The 15,264-nt window shown below is 48.1% G+C and carries 10 protein-coding genes; 9 read left to right on the top strand and 1 reads right to left on the bottom strand.

From position 1 onward, the window contains the following. Window positions 1-287 precede the first annotated feature (287 nt). From betI to AC5YB3_RS18235, 6 genes are all read left to right on the top strand, one after another. Window positions 288-893, top strand: a complete 606-nt coding sequence (betI, locus tag AC5YB3_RS18210; RefSeq protein WP_006080847.1) for a transcriptional regulator BetI — start codon at window positions 288-290, stop codon at window positions 891-893. After that, window positions 884-2,347, top strand: coding sequence for a betaine-aldehyde dehydrogenase (betB, locus tag AC5YB3_RS18215; RefSeq protein WP_494525880.1), 1,464 nt, complete (start codon window positions 884-886; stop codon window positions 2,345-2,347). Before betI ends, betB begins: the two co-directional genes overlap by 10 nt. Before the next feature lie 9 nt (window positions 2,348-2,356). After that, the gene (betA, locus tag AC5YB3_RS18220) at window positions 2,357-4,042 is read left to right on the top strand and encodes a choline dehydrogenase (RefSeq protein WP_259584757.1); all 1,686 of its coding nucleotides are present in this window, start codon (window positions 2,357-2,359) and stop codon (window positions 4,040-4,042) included. 389 nt (window positions 4,043-4,431) lie between these two features. Beyond that, a complete protein-coding gene (locus tag AC5YB3_RS18225; protein WP_006080850.1) occupies window positions 4,432-5,649 on the top strand; it encodes a choline transporter in 1,218 nt (405 codons plus the stop codon). Window positions 5,650-5,663: 14 nt separating this feature from the next. Then, on the top strand, window positions 5,664-6,368 hold the full coding sequence (locus AC5YB3_RS18230) for a TorF family putative porin (RefSeq protein ID WP_494525881.1): 705 nt from the start codon (window positions 5,664-5,666) through the stop codon (window positions 6,366-6,368). A 91-nt stretch (window positions 6,369-6,459) separates the two neighbouring features. Beyond that, window positions 6,460-6,936 (top strand): MarR family winged helix-turn-helix transcriptional regulator, encoded by a 477-nt coding sequence (locus AC5YB3_RS18235; protein WP_006080852.1) that lies wholly within the window; start codon window positions 6,460-6,462, stop codon window positions 6,934-6,936. Between the two features lie 113 nt (window positions 6,937-7,049). Here AC5YB3_RS18235 and AC5YB3_RS18240 read toward each other — a convergent pair whose 3' ends face one another. Further along, on the bottom strand, window positions 7,050-7,679 hold the full coding sequence (locus AC5YB3_RS18240; protein ID WP_494525882.1) for a peptidylprolyl isomerase: 630 nt from the start codon (window positions 7,677-7,679) through the stop codon (window positions 7,050-7,052). Window positions 7,680-8,284: 605 nt separating this feature from the next. On the opposite strand from AC5YB3_RS18240, the gene malQ reads away from it, so the two are divergent. The 3 genes from malQ (at window position 8,285) to glgX (ending at window position 15,260) form a co-directional block, all read left to right on the top strand. Next, the gene (gene malQ / locus AC5YB3_RS18245) at window positions 8,285-10,711 is read left to right on the top strand and encodes a 4-alpha-glucanotransferase (RefSeq protein WP_494525883.1); all 2,427 of its coding nucleotides are present in this window, start codon (window positions 8,285-8,287) and stop codon (window positions 10,709-10,711) included. 114 nt (window positions 10,712-10,825) lie between these two features. Further along, entirely contained in the window at window positions 10,826-13,057 is a 2,232-nt protein-coding gene (gene glgB, locus AC5YB3_RS18250) for a 1,4-alpha-glucan branching protein GlgB (RefSeq protein WP_494525884.1), read from the top strand. Between the two features lies 1 nt (window position 13,058). After that, the gene (gene glgX, locus AC5YB3_RS18255) at window positions 13,059-15,260 is read left to right on the top strand and encodes a glycogen debranching protein GlgX (protein ID WP_494525885.1); all 2,202 of its coding nucleotides are present in this window, start codon (window positions 13,059-13,061) and stop codon (window positions 15,258-15,260) included. Window positions 15,261-15,264 lie beyond the last annotated feature (4 nt).

The following is a 15,264-nucleotide window of genomic DNA, read 5'->3' on the forward strand; positions in this document are numbered from 1 at the left end:
ACCTCATTAAGACTCTCATTCGTAGCATTAACTCCAGTTAATTAGTTTGATATCTAACATTAATTTATGCGTGCTGCTGTGGTTGTGGTAGGGCCGCAAGTCAAAGAAATCTATACATTTATCTTGTTTTTACACATTAATTCTTTTTTACATAACTAACTTGTGAGCTTTGTCACTGTGCTATTTTAGGTTGATAGTTACATCACTAATCATTATCATGATTGTTAATTGAACGTTCAATTAACGTCGTTCAGAGTATTGAGAGAGTGGTTATTCCTTGAGTATTTATGCCTAAAGCCGCAATGAAATTGATACGCAGACAGCAGCTTATCGATGCGACATTAGCATCGGTTGCCTTGCATGGATTGCAGCACACGACCATCAACAGCATTAGTCAGTTGGCGGGGATGTCGTCGGGGATCATCAGTCATTATTTCAGTGGTAAGCAGGGCTTGATCCAAGCGACGCTGCGTCACTTGCTCGAGCAGTTAAAGCAGGCGTTGCTCAATCGAATCCAAGGACAAGTGTTGGCGCCAACAGAGCGCTTAATGATGATAGTTGAAGCGAATTTTACCGAGTTACAGCGCTCACGAAATGTCACTCACACTTGGCTGAGTTTTTGGGCACAGGCCGTCCACGATCCCCAGTTAGCCCGTTTGCAGAATATCAATAGTCGCCGCTTATACAGCAACTTACATTTTTCCTTTCGGCACGTGTTGCCCAAAGAGTTTGCCCTGATGGCTGCTGAGCAAACGGCGGCGATGATCGATGGATTTTGGTTACGCAGCGCCTTAAGTGAAACCCCTGAGCAGGATTTTGTTCAGGCCGAAAAATTATGCAAAACCTTTATCCACAATGTGATAAAGCAGCATGGAGTCAAAACATGTCAGTAGAAGTACAGTACAACTTTATTGCGGGTCAGTTGCTCGCAAACGATAGCGGCGAAACCTTCGACGTCGTCAATCCTGCCACAGGGCAATTGGCGTACCGAGTGCAAGTGGCCGATGAAAAAATTCAGCAAGCGGCCATCGAGAGCGCCAAAAAAGGCTTTGTGATTTGGTCTGCCATGAGTGCCACCGAACGCAGTCGTATTCTATTAAACGCGGTCGCATTATTGCGCGATCGTAATGATGAACTCGCGGCAATCGAAGTGCGCGACACAGGTAAACCTTGGCAAGAAGCCTCAGTGGTTGATGTGGTCACAGGCGCTGATGCCATTGAGTTTTTCGCCCATATTGCCCCAGGGCTTGAAGGCGCACAGCAGCAAGTCGGTGGAGATTTTTATTACACTCGCCGCGAGCCCTTAGGCATTTGTGCTGGCATTGGCGCCTGGAATTACCCATTACAAATCGCCTGTTGGAAGGCCGCTCCTGCCTTAGCCAGCGGCAATGTGATGATTTTTAAACCTTCGGAAGAAACGCCGCTTGGCGCACTGAAATTAGCGCAACTCTTAAGTGAAGCGGGTTTGCCCGATGGCGTATTTAACGTCGTGATGGGCGATGGCAAGGTTGGCGCTTGGTTAACGGGACACCCGGATATTGCCAAAGTGTCTTTCACTGGTGAAGTCGGTACCGGTAAGAAAGTCATGGCCGCGGCGGCAAGTTCATTAAAAGACGTCACTATGGAACTCGGCGGTAAATCACCGCTTATCGTATTTGACGATGCCGATATCGACAATGCCGTTTCAGGTGCCATGCTCGGTAACTTCTACACCCAAGGTGAAGTCTGCACCAATGGGACGCGAGTGTTTGTCCATGAGTCAGTTTATCAAGACTTTATTGAGAAGCTGCTCGCCCGTACCCAAGCCAATATTGTGGTGGGCGATCCTATGGCGCCAGAGACTAACTTTGGCGCGTTGATCTCCAAAGATCATCAGCAAAAAGTGCTCGATTATATTCAGCAAGGTATCGATGACGGCGCAACTCTGCTAACTGGTGGCACAGCGTTAACGCCTGAAAATGCTCCCAATGGTTACTTTGTCGCCCCAACCATTTTCACCGATTGCACCGACGAGATGCGCATCTGCCAAGAGGAAATCTTTGGCCCTGTGATGTCGGTACTCACCTTTAAAGATGAAGCCGAAGTGATTGCTCGGGCAAACAATACCGCCATGGGCTTAGCTGCTGGGGTGTTCACCCAAGATATCAGCCGCGCACATCGGGTTATTCATCAGTTACAAGCGGGTATTTGTTGGATCAATGCCTATGGTGCATCGCCAGCCGAAATGCCGGTAGGTGGGTATAAGTTGTCGGGTATTGGCCGTGAAAACGGTAGCGAGACACTCAAGCATTACACCCAAGTTAAAGCCGTTTACGTGGGTCTACAGCCCTTAGAAAGCCCATTTTAAGGAGGCATTTTGGCCCATTCACTCCAGCAAAAATATTATAACTACATCATAGTCGGCGCCGGTTCTGCAGGGTGTGTGCTCGCTAATCGTCTGTCTAAGGATCCTAAAAACGAAGTACTGTTATTAGAAACCGGTGGCAGCGATAAGAGCATCTTTATTCAGATGCCGACGGCGTTATCGATTCCGATGAACAGCCCTAAATATGCTTGGCAGTTTGAGACGCAGCCTGAGCCGCATTTAGATAATCGCAAGATGCATTGCCCTCGGGGCAAAGTGCTTGGCGGTTCATCTTCGATCAACGGCATGGTGTATGTCCGTGGTCATGCCAGGGACTTTGATGAGTGGCAGGCGCAAGGGGCGACCAACTGGGATTATAGCCATTGCTTGCCGTATTTTAAAAAGGCAGAAACCTGGGCCTTTGGTGGCGATGAGTATCGCGGCGAGTCTGGGCCGTTAGGCGTGAATAACGGCAACCAGATGCAAAATCCCTTATACCAAGCCTTTGTGGATGCGGGCATCGCGGCGGGGTATTTATCGACCGCCGATTATAATGCAGCGCAGCAAGAAGGTTTTGGCCCTATGCACATGACGGTCAAAAAAGGCGTGCGTTGGTCTACCGCTAATGCCTATTTACGCCCGGCGATGGCCAGACGTAACCTCACTGTGTTGACCCACACTTTAGTGCATAAAGTGTTATTGGAAGGGCAAGCGGCCGTTGGCGTTCGCATTGAGCACAAAGGCAAAGTTGAAGATATTCGTTGTAATAAAGAAGTGATTTTAGCTGCTGGCTCAATAGGTTCGCCGCATTTGCTGCAATTATCAGGCATTGGCGATCCCCAAGTATTGGCCGATGCTGGGGTCGAGTTACAACATGAGTTGCCCGGTGTTGGTCAGAATTTACAGGATCATTTAGAGTTTTATTTCCAATTCAAATGCCTTAAACCGATTTCACTCAATGGCAAGCTAGATCCTTTCAGCAAGTTCTTAATCGGTGCTCGTTGGATTTTAGATAAGTCTGGCCTAGGGGCCACGAATCACTTTGAATCCTGTGGTTTTATTCGCTCAAAAGCGGGGCTCGAGTGGCCAGATTTGCAGTACCACTTTTTACCTGCGGCTATGCGCTACGATGGTAAAGAAGCCTTTGCGGGGCATGGTTTTCAGGTGCATGTAGGCCATAACAAGCCTAAAAGCCGTGGTGCCGTGACCTTAGTATCGGCAGATCCTAAAGCGCCACCTAAGATCCAGTTCAATTATTTACAGCATCCTGATGATATTGAAGGCTTTAGAGCCTGCGTGCGTTTAACCCGTGAGATCATCAATCAAGCGCCATTCGATGAGTATCGCGGTGAGGAAATTCAACCCGGCACACAAGTGCAAACCGATGCGCAAATCGATGCCTTTGTGCGTCAATCGGTTGAGAGTGCTTATCATCCTTCTTGTTCATGCAAGATGGGCACAGATGCGATGGCCGTAGTGGATCCCGAAACCCGCGTGCACGGATTGCAGAATTTACGGGTAGTGGATTCTTCTATTTTCCCGACTATCCCGAACGGCAATTTGAATGCGCCGACCATCATGTTGGCTGAGCGCGCTGCGGATATGATTTTAGAGGCTGAGATGTTAGCGCCAGCAGATTCCGCCGTTGTGGTTGCCGACGCTTGGCAAACCACACAAAGAAGTACAGCTACAAGTTAGCGGCGTAAGTTAACGCCATAAGTGCACAACATGCCTGCTCGGTCCGTCTTATCGATGGACTGGCGGCTTCAATTTTAAGTGACTCATTAATTGATGACTCAAAACTCATTAATTGATTACTCAAAATAAGGGTCATGATTCATTTTATCTAAAGGGTCGGTCAGCCCGCAGTGAGTGTGCAAATGATCACTTTCACGACTGAACATCTATCAGGGTTTAACTATCGCAGAGCGCTTTTTAAGTAGCGATATTTAAGGCTTGAGGGCAGAGCGCTGCCTTTAAAAATGATTCAGTTTTTTATTATTAAATAAAAACATGGAGTTACATTTTATGGATTCATATCCTCATGCCTACTTATATCCAGTATCGACTGGGACGGAGTGCATCCTATGACCTGGTTATTATCCGCAGGGATACTGTTTACTTTTGCCGCGATTGCGTTTGTGATTTATCGCTGGGGTAACATTCGCTGTATCGGTGTGACGCCTGTGCGTACGTTTACCTTTATCGCGATTCTGTTCACCTCTGGCCTTGATGTCGGCTTGATCATGTTTCCGCTGACCGAGTTTGCGGGTTATGCCAATGTGGCGGCGAGTCCTGAATACGGCTTTACCAATCCGCTGGCGATTGAGTTTGGCTTTTGGGCCTTCTTGATTTGGGGTTTCTACTTTTTAACCTGCTTCTATTTTTGTGTGATTGAACCTAGGGTGAAGTTCTTCGACATTCCTTTGGTCAAGTTCATCAATAATATCGTGATTATTGGTACCTGTGCCTTTACCGCCTATTTGTTATTAAGCAATTTGCCCTGGTACTTACCCGAATTAGGTGATGGCGAAACCATAGTCGGTAGCTTTTATTTAATCGTATTTATGGTGATCGCCGCGGCGGTGTATTCCAGCACTAGCATACGTTATGTGCGTATTTTGAGCTTAGCCAGCACTTGGTTATTTTTAGGCTTGATTGCCATGATGTGGGCCAGTGCATTTTTATCGGCTGACTCGAGTGTGGGCGAGTTCTTTACGACCTTTGCCATGCTGGGCGACTACTTCGGCAATATTCAACATTTTGTGTTACCCATCAACGACTACCATGAGTTTTATCTGTTCTGGTGGTTTGCGTGGAGCATTATGATTGGTCAATTTACCTCGCGCTTTGTCGGCGGGATGAAAACCTACCAAGTGCTGCTGGCCATGATGGTGTTTCCGTCTATTCCCATCGCCATCTGGTTCACTGTGCTTTATTACTACAGCGCCAATGGGTTAGATACCTCGGGCTTCTATAATCTGGCGATGGTGATTGTAGGGGTGACCTTTGTGATTAACTCACTCGACTCACTGGTACGCCTGTATACCGACAATCTTAATCTGACGATTGAGCGTTTAGGCAAGCTTAAATATGTCAGCTTTAACTTAGTGTTGCTCTGCAGTCTGACATTACTCTTTCAATTAGACTTTCTTCAAATTCAATGGGTTGGTGCAATCGCACTGGGCCTGATCTTTAGTTGTTTTGGTTACATCATGATGACGCAATTGCAAACAGTTCGTGCCATTGAGCGCTCGCCAAAAGAGAACAAAATCGACTTTACTAAAATTGAGCTAGCTAACTAATGGAAAAATTAATAATGAAATCAAAATGTTTTTATCTTGTCGCCGGCGGATTGTTATTGATGTCGACTGCGGCGAATGCCGGATTATCGGCCACTGTGACGGCGACGTCGGATTACACTTTTAACGGTGTTAGCCAAACGGACAACGGCCCAGCACTGCAAGGCAGTCTGGATTACGGTTTTGATTCGGGATGGTACGTGGGCGGCTTTACCTCGAACGTCGACTTTGGTGGCAGCGATGACACTTGGTTGGAGCTTGATGCCTATGCGGGTAAATACTATCAGTTGAATAAACAATTGAGTCTCGATGTCGGGCTGGCCTATTACACCTACCACGGCGATTCCTTCTCTGATGAGTACAACTATCCTGAGCTGTATAGCAAGCTAGGTTACGACACTTCCCTTGGCCACTCTGAAGCTAAGTTAACCTACACATGGGACTACTTTGGTTTTGGCGGCGGACATTACACTATGTTGCTTGGCCATACGATTAGCGTTGCCGAAGGCCATGATATCCGCTTCAGTGTTGACCGCTCGACGTCACTCGATGAAGACAAATGGCCATGGGATGGCGGTAAATCCTTTAATCACTTCCGCGTTGCCTATATGACCAGCTGGAGCGGCTTTGATTTCAGCCTTGCTGCTGAAGATACCAGCATGAACTTAGATACCAGTGACGAGCGCCTAGTGTTGTCGGTATCGCGTCAATTCATGTTGTAATCTAAGGGACTTTTACCATAAAAGTGCCTCCTCTTGGTGAGTTCAGTCGCGCTTTCTGGTAAGGTGCACTGGACAACTGGGACGGGACATTATGGAAAAGTACGAACAACTGCTCATTTCGCTGCGTCGAGTGATACGCGCTATCGACATTCATTCTCGCCAGCTGAACAAACACTCAGGTTTAACTGGGCCGCAATTGATGGTGATGCAAAAAATCGCCCAATTGGATGCGCCATTGGCGAAAACTGTGGCGGAAGAAATTACGCTGAGCCCTGCAACAGTGACGACCATTATCGATCGTCTCGAGGGCCGTGGTTTAGTGATCCGTCTGCGCAGTGAGACTGATAAACGTAAGGTGCATTTATACCTTAGCGATGCGGGCCGAGCGCTGTTACAGGACTCACCTAAACCGTTACAGGATCATTTTATTAAGCGTTATCAGAATCTTGAAGAATGGGAACAGAGTCAATTGCTCTCAGCCGTTGAGCGTATCGCGACTATGATGGACGCCGATAAAATTGATGCGGCGCCTATGCTCTTGGTTGGGAAGATCCAAGGCGACGAGTAATCGTTTAGATCATGGTTTAAATGAATTAGACGCTAAAATCGATTCGTTTTTAAAATGAAAAAGCACTGAAGATTCAGTGCTTTTTTGCGTTTAGCTGTGCATCTTTTACATACTTAAGCAGCAGGGCAGCTTGTTTTAGCCACAGAGTTAATCAGAATTTCTTGTACTGGCGTGTTGGAGAAACCACCGCTACTTTTTGTTGGTACTATGCTGATTTGATCCGCCACATCCATACCGTCAACCACTTTGCCAAACACGGCATATCCATAACTACTTGCAGACGCATCCAAATGTGGATTATCTAACACATTGATAAAGAACTGTGATGTTGCAGAATTTGGATCATCCGTGCGAGCCATAGAGATAGTGCCACGTTTGTTGCTAATACCGACTGCGGCTTCATTTTTGATGGGGGCATCGCCTGGTTTGCTTTTGAGCCCTGTGGTAAAACCGCCGCCTTGGATCATAAAGTTATTAACGGTTCTATGGAATAAGGTGCCGTTATAGAAAGACTTATCAACATACTGCTTAAAGTTTTTACCTGTGATAGGCATGTTCGTTAAGTCAATGGCGAGTGTGATATCGCCTTTTGTGGTTTTCATTAAATAACATACATCCGCAGCTAAGGCTGGCGGAGTGGGATCGGGCGTCGGTGGCGTCGGCGTTAGATCACCATCTGTACTTCCTTCACAACCGGTTAAGGCTATGCAGCCGACAAACAGTAATCCTGATAACTTCTTCATTTCATATCCTTATTCTCAATCATCATTGGGGAGTTTCTGCTTTAGCGTTCCATCGAGCGAGCCTCTGGCGGATAAGCGAGGGCATATCAGGCTCCATGAATGTAATGTTGTTATTATGTTTCTACGCTGTAGCGAGATGAGATGTTGACAGAGGAGAGATAGGCTGTTCAAGTTATAAAGTGCAATTGATACAAAGTGTTGCACCGAACTCACTAGTCGATATGTTTTGGGTCTTATTCATTGGGTTTTAGTTCGAATGCTATGACATATAAATGTCTTACGCCTGTCATGTTATTTCTATGCCTTAGTTCCCTGCCTAGTGCTTGTCTTTTGTAACTGCCTCTCGCGACTGCTTTTCGTTAAGGCCTTGAGAAGCATGCTTGCCCTCTTGCTGAACGCATGCCCCAAGTTGGTGCGTTCCATGTTTATTATTTCGATTGTCACTGCGCGCGAACTTAACTGAGTGCTTCTAGTAAGTTACTGATTTTTTGAAAAAGTTTTTTGTTATTTCCCTGAAATATTTATGTCATCTTCTTGTTACTTTTGGTTGGCATGGTTACTGTATATCTAAAGCCATGGATGAGCGGTCGCGGGGGCGACAAAATATGGGGCTGGAAAAGTTGCTGTATTTGCGGGGGGTTGGAGCAGAATTTACTGATTGTTTTGGCCAAGAGATCCATATTTCCGAGGTAGACAGGCAAGGTATCTTGACCTGTATGTTACAGGAAAAAAACACTGTGGCAGGGACTGCCATTGATGCTTCTGCTACAGAGGCGTTATCGAGTGATGCTGGGCTGACTAATGTCGATGCGGTATTGACTGAAGCGCTGATCGCCTCACAAATTGACTTGCTGGATGCCCGTCCTTGGACTCAGGTGTTACCCGAATTTCATTGGTGTTTCGTGGATGAACCTTGGATAAGCCTTTGTTTACCTGAAACCTATACCTCAGATCTGAGTGTGGCGATTGAATGCGAACAGGGTGAGTCTATCGTATTTGATGTGCCGTTCTCGGCGCTTAAGTCGATTGGCGATTACCGCATTGAACAAACGCTTTATCTCCACTATCGCCTTGATCTTACGCAACTGGGATTAGCACGCCTCGATTTAGCTGAGGCCAAGACCCAAGCTTCCCTTGAACACTCAATGACCGCCGAGACTGAGGCGGTGAATTTAGCGTCTTATTTCTTGAGCAGCCAAGAGTTCACTAACAAGCCTGCCTTAATCAAAAACCAAGACTCATTTGCGCATGCAGCTGACAAAAATGCGAGTGATTTCTCTGTGTTAGGTTTGGGCTTTCATCGCATAGCTTTAAGCTTAAAACATGCCCTAGAGACAAGTGCACAAGCGCCAAGCTCAGCGCTACAGAGCAGTGTGACGGCTGAGGCTGATACCAGCACCTTGTTTTCTGGCACCTTAATAGTGGCACCGCGGGCCGCTTATCAAGGCGTACTCACGGCTGTTGCCCAAGGTAAGCGCCATAAACCTTGGGGGATCAGCGTTCAACTCTACAGTTTACGCAGCGAGAGCCAGTGGGGCATAGGTGACTTTGGCGATTTAGAACAACTGATCGCGCTGGTGGCGGCGCAGGGCGCGGATTTCATTCAACTCAATCCCTTGCATGCCCTCGACATTGCGGCGCCAGAGCATCCGAGTCCCTATAGTCCGTGCGATCGCCGCAGACTCAATCCTCTTTATATTCAATTACAAAGTGTTCCTGAATACCAAACACTTGCCACTGAATTTTCAAGCGCTACTTGGCTAGAGGCCATCGCCTTACTGAATCGTGACAATTGGCTCGATTATCCTAAGGTGAGTGAGCTCAAATACCGTGCCTTTGAGCAGTTATATCGCGTTTTTTGTGATACGCATCTGGCGAACGACACGCCCAGAGCGCAAAGATTCCATGAGTTTGTGCGTGAGCAGGGCACTGCGCTGCAAGAGTTTGCTCAAGCGGAATACTTACGTAGCCCAAAAGCGTTTGTACAAGAGGAAGGTTTCTATCTTTACCTGCAATTTGTGGCCGAAAACCAGTTACACCTTTGCCAGCTAAAAGCGAAAGAAGTGGGCATGGGGTTGGGATTAATCCGTGATTTGGCCGTTGGCGCAGCGCTGCAGGGCAGTGAAGTACAGGCCAATGCCGAGCAGTTTTGTTTGCATGCCAGTATCGGCGCACCGCCCGATCCCTTTGCGCCCCAAGGGCAAAATTGGGGCTTAACGCCCCTCGATCCGGTGAAGTTAAAACAACATAATTTCAGTCATTTTATCTCCTTGATCCGCGCCAATATGGAAAGCTGTGGCGCCTTGCGTATCGATCACGTGATGGGCTTGCTGCGCCTCTGGTGGTGGCCACTGGATAAACAACTCGGCCAGGGTGCCTATGTGTATTATCCCGTCGAAACCTTGCTCGCCATCGTTTGCCTTGAGAGTCAACGTGCCCGCTGTGTGGTGATTGGCGAAGATTTAGGACTGGTGCCACCTGACATTATTCATCGTCTCTACACTTCTGGCATTTATTCCAATGAGTTGTTCTATTTCTGCAAAGACCATCAAGGCTTTAAATCACCGGATCAATATAAGTCCCAGAGCCTGATGATGCTGGCGAACCACGATGTGCCGACTTTAGTCGCTTGGTGGTGTGGCAGCGATTTACACCTGCGTCGACAGCTATCCCTGTTTGAAACTGACGAACAATTGGGCGATGCGCTCGCAGGGCGGGAGCATGAAAAGCAGCAACTGATTTCACTGTTAGTCGCTCAAGGTCTGTTAGCCGAGGTGACGATAGCCGAACTCGATATTCAAACCTTGCTCACGGCTTGGATGACCCTAGGGGCTCGCGGAAATAGTGCGCTGTACAGCGTGCAACTGTGTGATTTATTAGCCGATCGCCATGCGGTGAACATTCCCGGCACTTGGCTCGAATATCCTAACTGGCAGCGCCGCTTACCTTTGAGTTTAACGCAAGTGTCGGCTTCGCCAGAGATATTGCAGCGATTACAAAATATCGCTGCGGCGAGACAGCTACCGAGTTAATGCTGCTGATCCAGTGCCACATTATGCCATCCCTAAAGGTTCGATAATTAGGGGGTGTTATGCGGATAAATAGTGCCAATTTGCAAGTTTAATTGACTGATAAACGGAAGAAAAATGATGACTCAAGCCAATGCCTATTTCTACGATGGCGCCGACGTGGCCCTACTTAATGGTCAATACACTGATGTTTTTTCGCTTTTGGGTATGCACAGTGCCAACGAGGGTAAGTCATTAATTGTTCGTTGTTTTTTACGCAATGCCCTCAGTGTGGATGTGATCAGCATTAAAGATGGCCGCAAAGTAGCGAGTCTGGACAAAGTTAACGAGCAGGGATTGTTCGCCGGTACGCTGGGGCGACGCGTCAAACCGTTTCTCTATTTGCTGCGGGTAGAATACCCCCTGTGTCAGCTAGATATAGTCGACCCTTATCAGTTTGATTCACTGCTCAATAGTGACGATATTTACCTGTTTGGTGAAGGCAGCGCCGAGCGCGCCTATGAGTTTTTAGGCGCCAACTGGCGTCAGACCCAAGGCGTTGAAGGTGTGCATTTTTGTGTGTGGGCACCCAATGCCAAACGGGTTTCTGTGGTGGGGGATTTCAATCATTGGGACGATACTCGCCATGTAATGCGCCAACATCTTGCCAATGGTTTGTGGGAGCTATTTCTACCCAATGTGGTTGAAGGCGCCCACTATAAGTTTGATTTGGTTTACCAAAATGGTGAGCGTCATACCAAGTCCGACCCCATGGCGACTCAAATGGAATGCGCACCCCATAACGCTTCTATCGTGCCCCCAAAAGCCCATCACAGTTGGAATGATACCGCTTGGATGAGTAAGCGAGCGGCGACAGCTTGGCATAAAGCGCCCATGTCGGCCTACGAAGTGCACTTAGGTTCGTGGCGTCGTAAGGGAGAGCAAGGCGAGCAATATCTTGATTATCAAGACTTGATTGAACAGCTTATTCCCTATGTGAAGGAGCAAGGTTTTACCCACATTGAACTGATGCCGATCAGCGAGTTTCCCTTCGATGGTTCGTGGGGATATCAGCCTGTGGGTCTCTATGCACCGACCCACAGATTTGGCGATGCCAATGGGTTAAAAGCCTTTGTGGATGCCTGCCATCAGGCGGGAATTGGAATCATCCTCGATTGGGTGTCGGCGCATTTTCCTAAGGATCCCCACGGCTTAGTGCGTTTCGATGGCACTTGTTTGTATGAGCACGAAGATCCTCGCAAGGGCACACATCCCGATTGGGATACCCTGATTTATAACTATGATCGCGGTGAAGTGCGCAGTTTCTTGTTGAGTAATGCCTGTTACTGGCTGCGGGAGTTTCATTTTGATGGCCTGCGTCTCGATGCCGTGTCTTCCATGTTGTACCTCGATTACAGCCGCGAGCCGGGCCAATGGCTGCCCAATGCCTATGGTGGACGGGAGAATCTCGAAGCCATTAGTTTCTTACAAATTTTGAATCAACGCCTGTACCAAGCGTTCCCCGGCATTTGCATGATCGCCGAAGAGTCCACCGCCTTTGCGGGGGTGACTAAACCGACGGATCAGCAAGGTCTCGGCTTTGGCTTTAAATGGAACATGGGCTGGATGAATGACAGCTTAAGCTACTTAGGCCGTGACCCGCTTTACCGCCAATTCCACCATCATCAATTGACCTTCAGTTTGATGTACGCCTATACCGAGCAATTTATGTTGTCCGTGAGTCACGATGAAGTGGTCCACGGCAAGGGCTCGTTGCTGCATAAAATTCCCGGAGATGATTGGCAGAAATTTGCAACTCTGCGTGCCTATTACGGTTTTATGTGGGGGCATCCAGGTAAGAAATTACTCTTTATGGGCTGCGAGTTTGGTCAGCGAAATGAGTGGAACCATAACCAGAGTTTAGATTGGCACTTATTGGCTTATGAACCGCATCAAGGTGTGCAACGTTGGCTTAAAGATCTCAATCACTTATATCAAGCCATGCCAGCCTTATCGGTTCAGGATTACGAGGGGGCAGGATTCAGTTGGCTAGATTGTGAAAATAGCCGCGATAGCATCTTTACCTTTGTGCGTTACGGGTTAGCGGGTGATGCGCCGTTAGTGTTTGTCATCAATATGACGCCCCAATTGCACACTGGGTTCCGTATTGGTTTGCCCTTGGCGGGGGATTACCGCGAATACCTGAATAGCGATAGCCAGATTTATGGTGGCAGTAACCAAGGTAATGCGGGCACTGTCGTTGCTGAGTCGCTGCCGTGGCAGGGTATGGCGCAGAGCGCGCTGATCACAGTGCCGCCCTTGGGTTGCCTAGTGATAGGGCCTGCAACTGGATTGGCTGAGGCTAACTAGCATGCAAAAGCCCACAGCTGATGATATCAAGCTCAACCCTGACGCTAAAAACAACCCTTCTCAAAGTGAGAAATGGGCCTTGGGGGCAGGTGAGCCTTTTCCGCTCGGTGCGAGTGTCGAGGGTGATGGCGTCAACTTTGCGTTATTTTCAGCTAACGCGACAGCGGTCGAGTTATGCCTATTTGACGACAATGGCGAGCAAGAAATCGCGCGGATTGCGTTAACTGAGCAAACCCAGCAAATCTGGCATGTGTTTGTGCATGGGCTCAAGGCGGGGCAACTCTACGGCTATCGCGTTTATGGCTCCTATGAGCCTCAGCTTGGCCACAGATTTAACCCCAATAAGCTATTGCTCGACCCCTATGCCCTCCAGCTGGTCGGTGAATATAGCGACCATGAGTCTAACTATGGTTACGAGCTGAATCACAAGGATGAAGACTTATCTTTCAGTAAGTTAGATAACGCTGCCCATGTGCCAAAATGTAAGGTCGTAGACATTCGTCCATTAATCGACATCGCTGCTAAGCAGTCGATTCAGCCCGTAGCGACGAGGTTTCAGCCCAAACCCCTAGAGCGCAGCATCATTTATGAGATGCACGTTAAAGGCTTTACGGCGGCGCATCCTGAGATTGAACCTAATAAACGCGCCACCTTTGCGGGTTTAGCGACTCAGCCTGCTATCGATTATTTGGCCGAACTTGGGGTGACGTGCGTCGAGTTACTTCCAGTACAGGCCTTTTTTACTGAACCATTTTTGCTCGAGAAAAAGCTTACTAATTATTGGGGTTACAACAGTATTGGCTTTTTTGCCCCCGAGCCGAGTTATCTGTCATCCGACGATATTGGTGAGTTTCGCGCTATGGTGGATGCACTCCACGGTGCGGGTATCGAAGTGATCCTCGATGTGGTCTATAACCACAGCGCCGAGGGCAGTCGACTTGGGCCAACCTTTAGTTTTCGTGGCATAGATAATCTCAGTTATTACCGCCTGCATCCGAACGATAAGCGTTTTTACATTAACGATACGGGATGCGGAAACACCTTAAATATCAACCATCCACGCATGTTGCAGCTCGTGCTTGATTCGCTGCGTTACTGGGTAGAAATCATGGGCGTCGATGGATTTCGATTCGACTTAGCGGCCTGCCTAGGTCGCGAGGCCTATGGTTTTGATCCCGGCTCAGGTTTCTTCGATGCGCTGTTGCAAGACCCTGTGTTGTGCCGAGTAAAATTGATTGCTGAGCCTTGGGATATTGGCCCTGGCGGTTATCAATTAGGTAATTTCCCCGTGGCTTTTAGCGAGTGGAATGACAGATACAGAGACACTATGCGCCGTTTCTGGCGCGGCGATCACAGCATGTTGCCCGAATTTGCTCGGCGGTTTCACGGCTCGGGGGATTTCTTCGAGCATGGCGGTCGTCCGCCTGCGACCAGTCTTAATTTTTTAACCAGTCACGACGGTTTTACCCTCAAAGATTTAGTGAGTTATACCCAGCGCCACAATTTGGCGAATGGGGAAGATAATCGCGACGGTCACCAAGAAAACTTCAGTCATCATTATGGGATTGAAGGGGAAACCGAAGATAGCGCAATTCTGGCACTTCGCAGCCGTCAACAGCGTAACTTATTGACGACACTATTTTTATCCCAAGGTGTGCCTATGTTGTTGAGTGGCGATGAAACGGGCCGCACCCAGCAAGGCAACAATAATGCCTATTGCCAAGACAATGAACTGAACTGGTTCGATTGGTCGGCAAAGGGCATGGACACTGAGCTGTTAGCCTTTACTCAGCAGCTTATCGCCCTGCGCAAACGTTTCCCGTTGTTATGCGCTAAACGCTTCATTCATGAACAGTTATTGGCCGAATCTTTAGCCGATACCGGTGCTCGCTTAGATTGGTTTAGTCGTCAAGGTGAGCAAATGACCAAGAGCCTGTGGACTGAATCTATGTGCCGCAGTTTATCTGTGGTGCTTTCTGGTGACTTAGAAGGCCAAGGTAAGCAGCAAGCTCTGCTGTTGATGGTCAATGCCGACGACAACCCTTTGGCATTTACGCCGCCGACCTTTGAACACTTGAGTCCGTGGCAATGCCTGATCCATACCCAAACTGAGCCGCTGGATGCTCAGATCTCTACGACGCGATACTTGCTGCAAGATCGCAGTCTCATGCTTTTTCATGCTGATTTGATTTTCAAGAAATGAAGGA

The organism is Shewanella sp. 1311 (genome assembly GCF_059338235.1).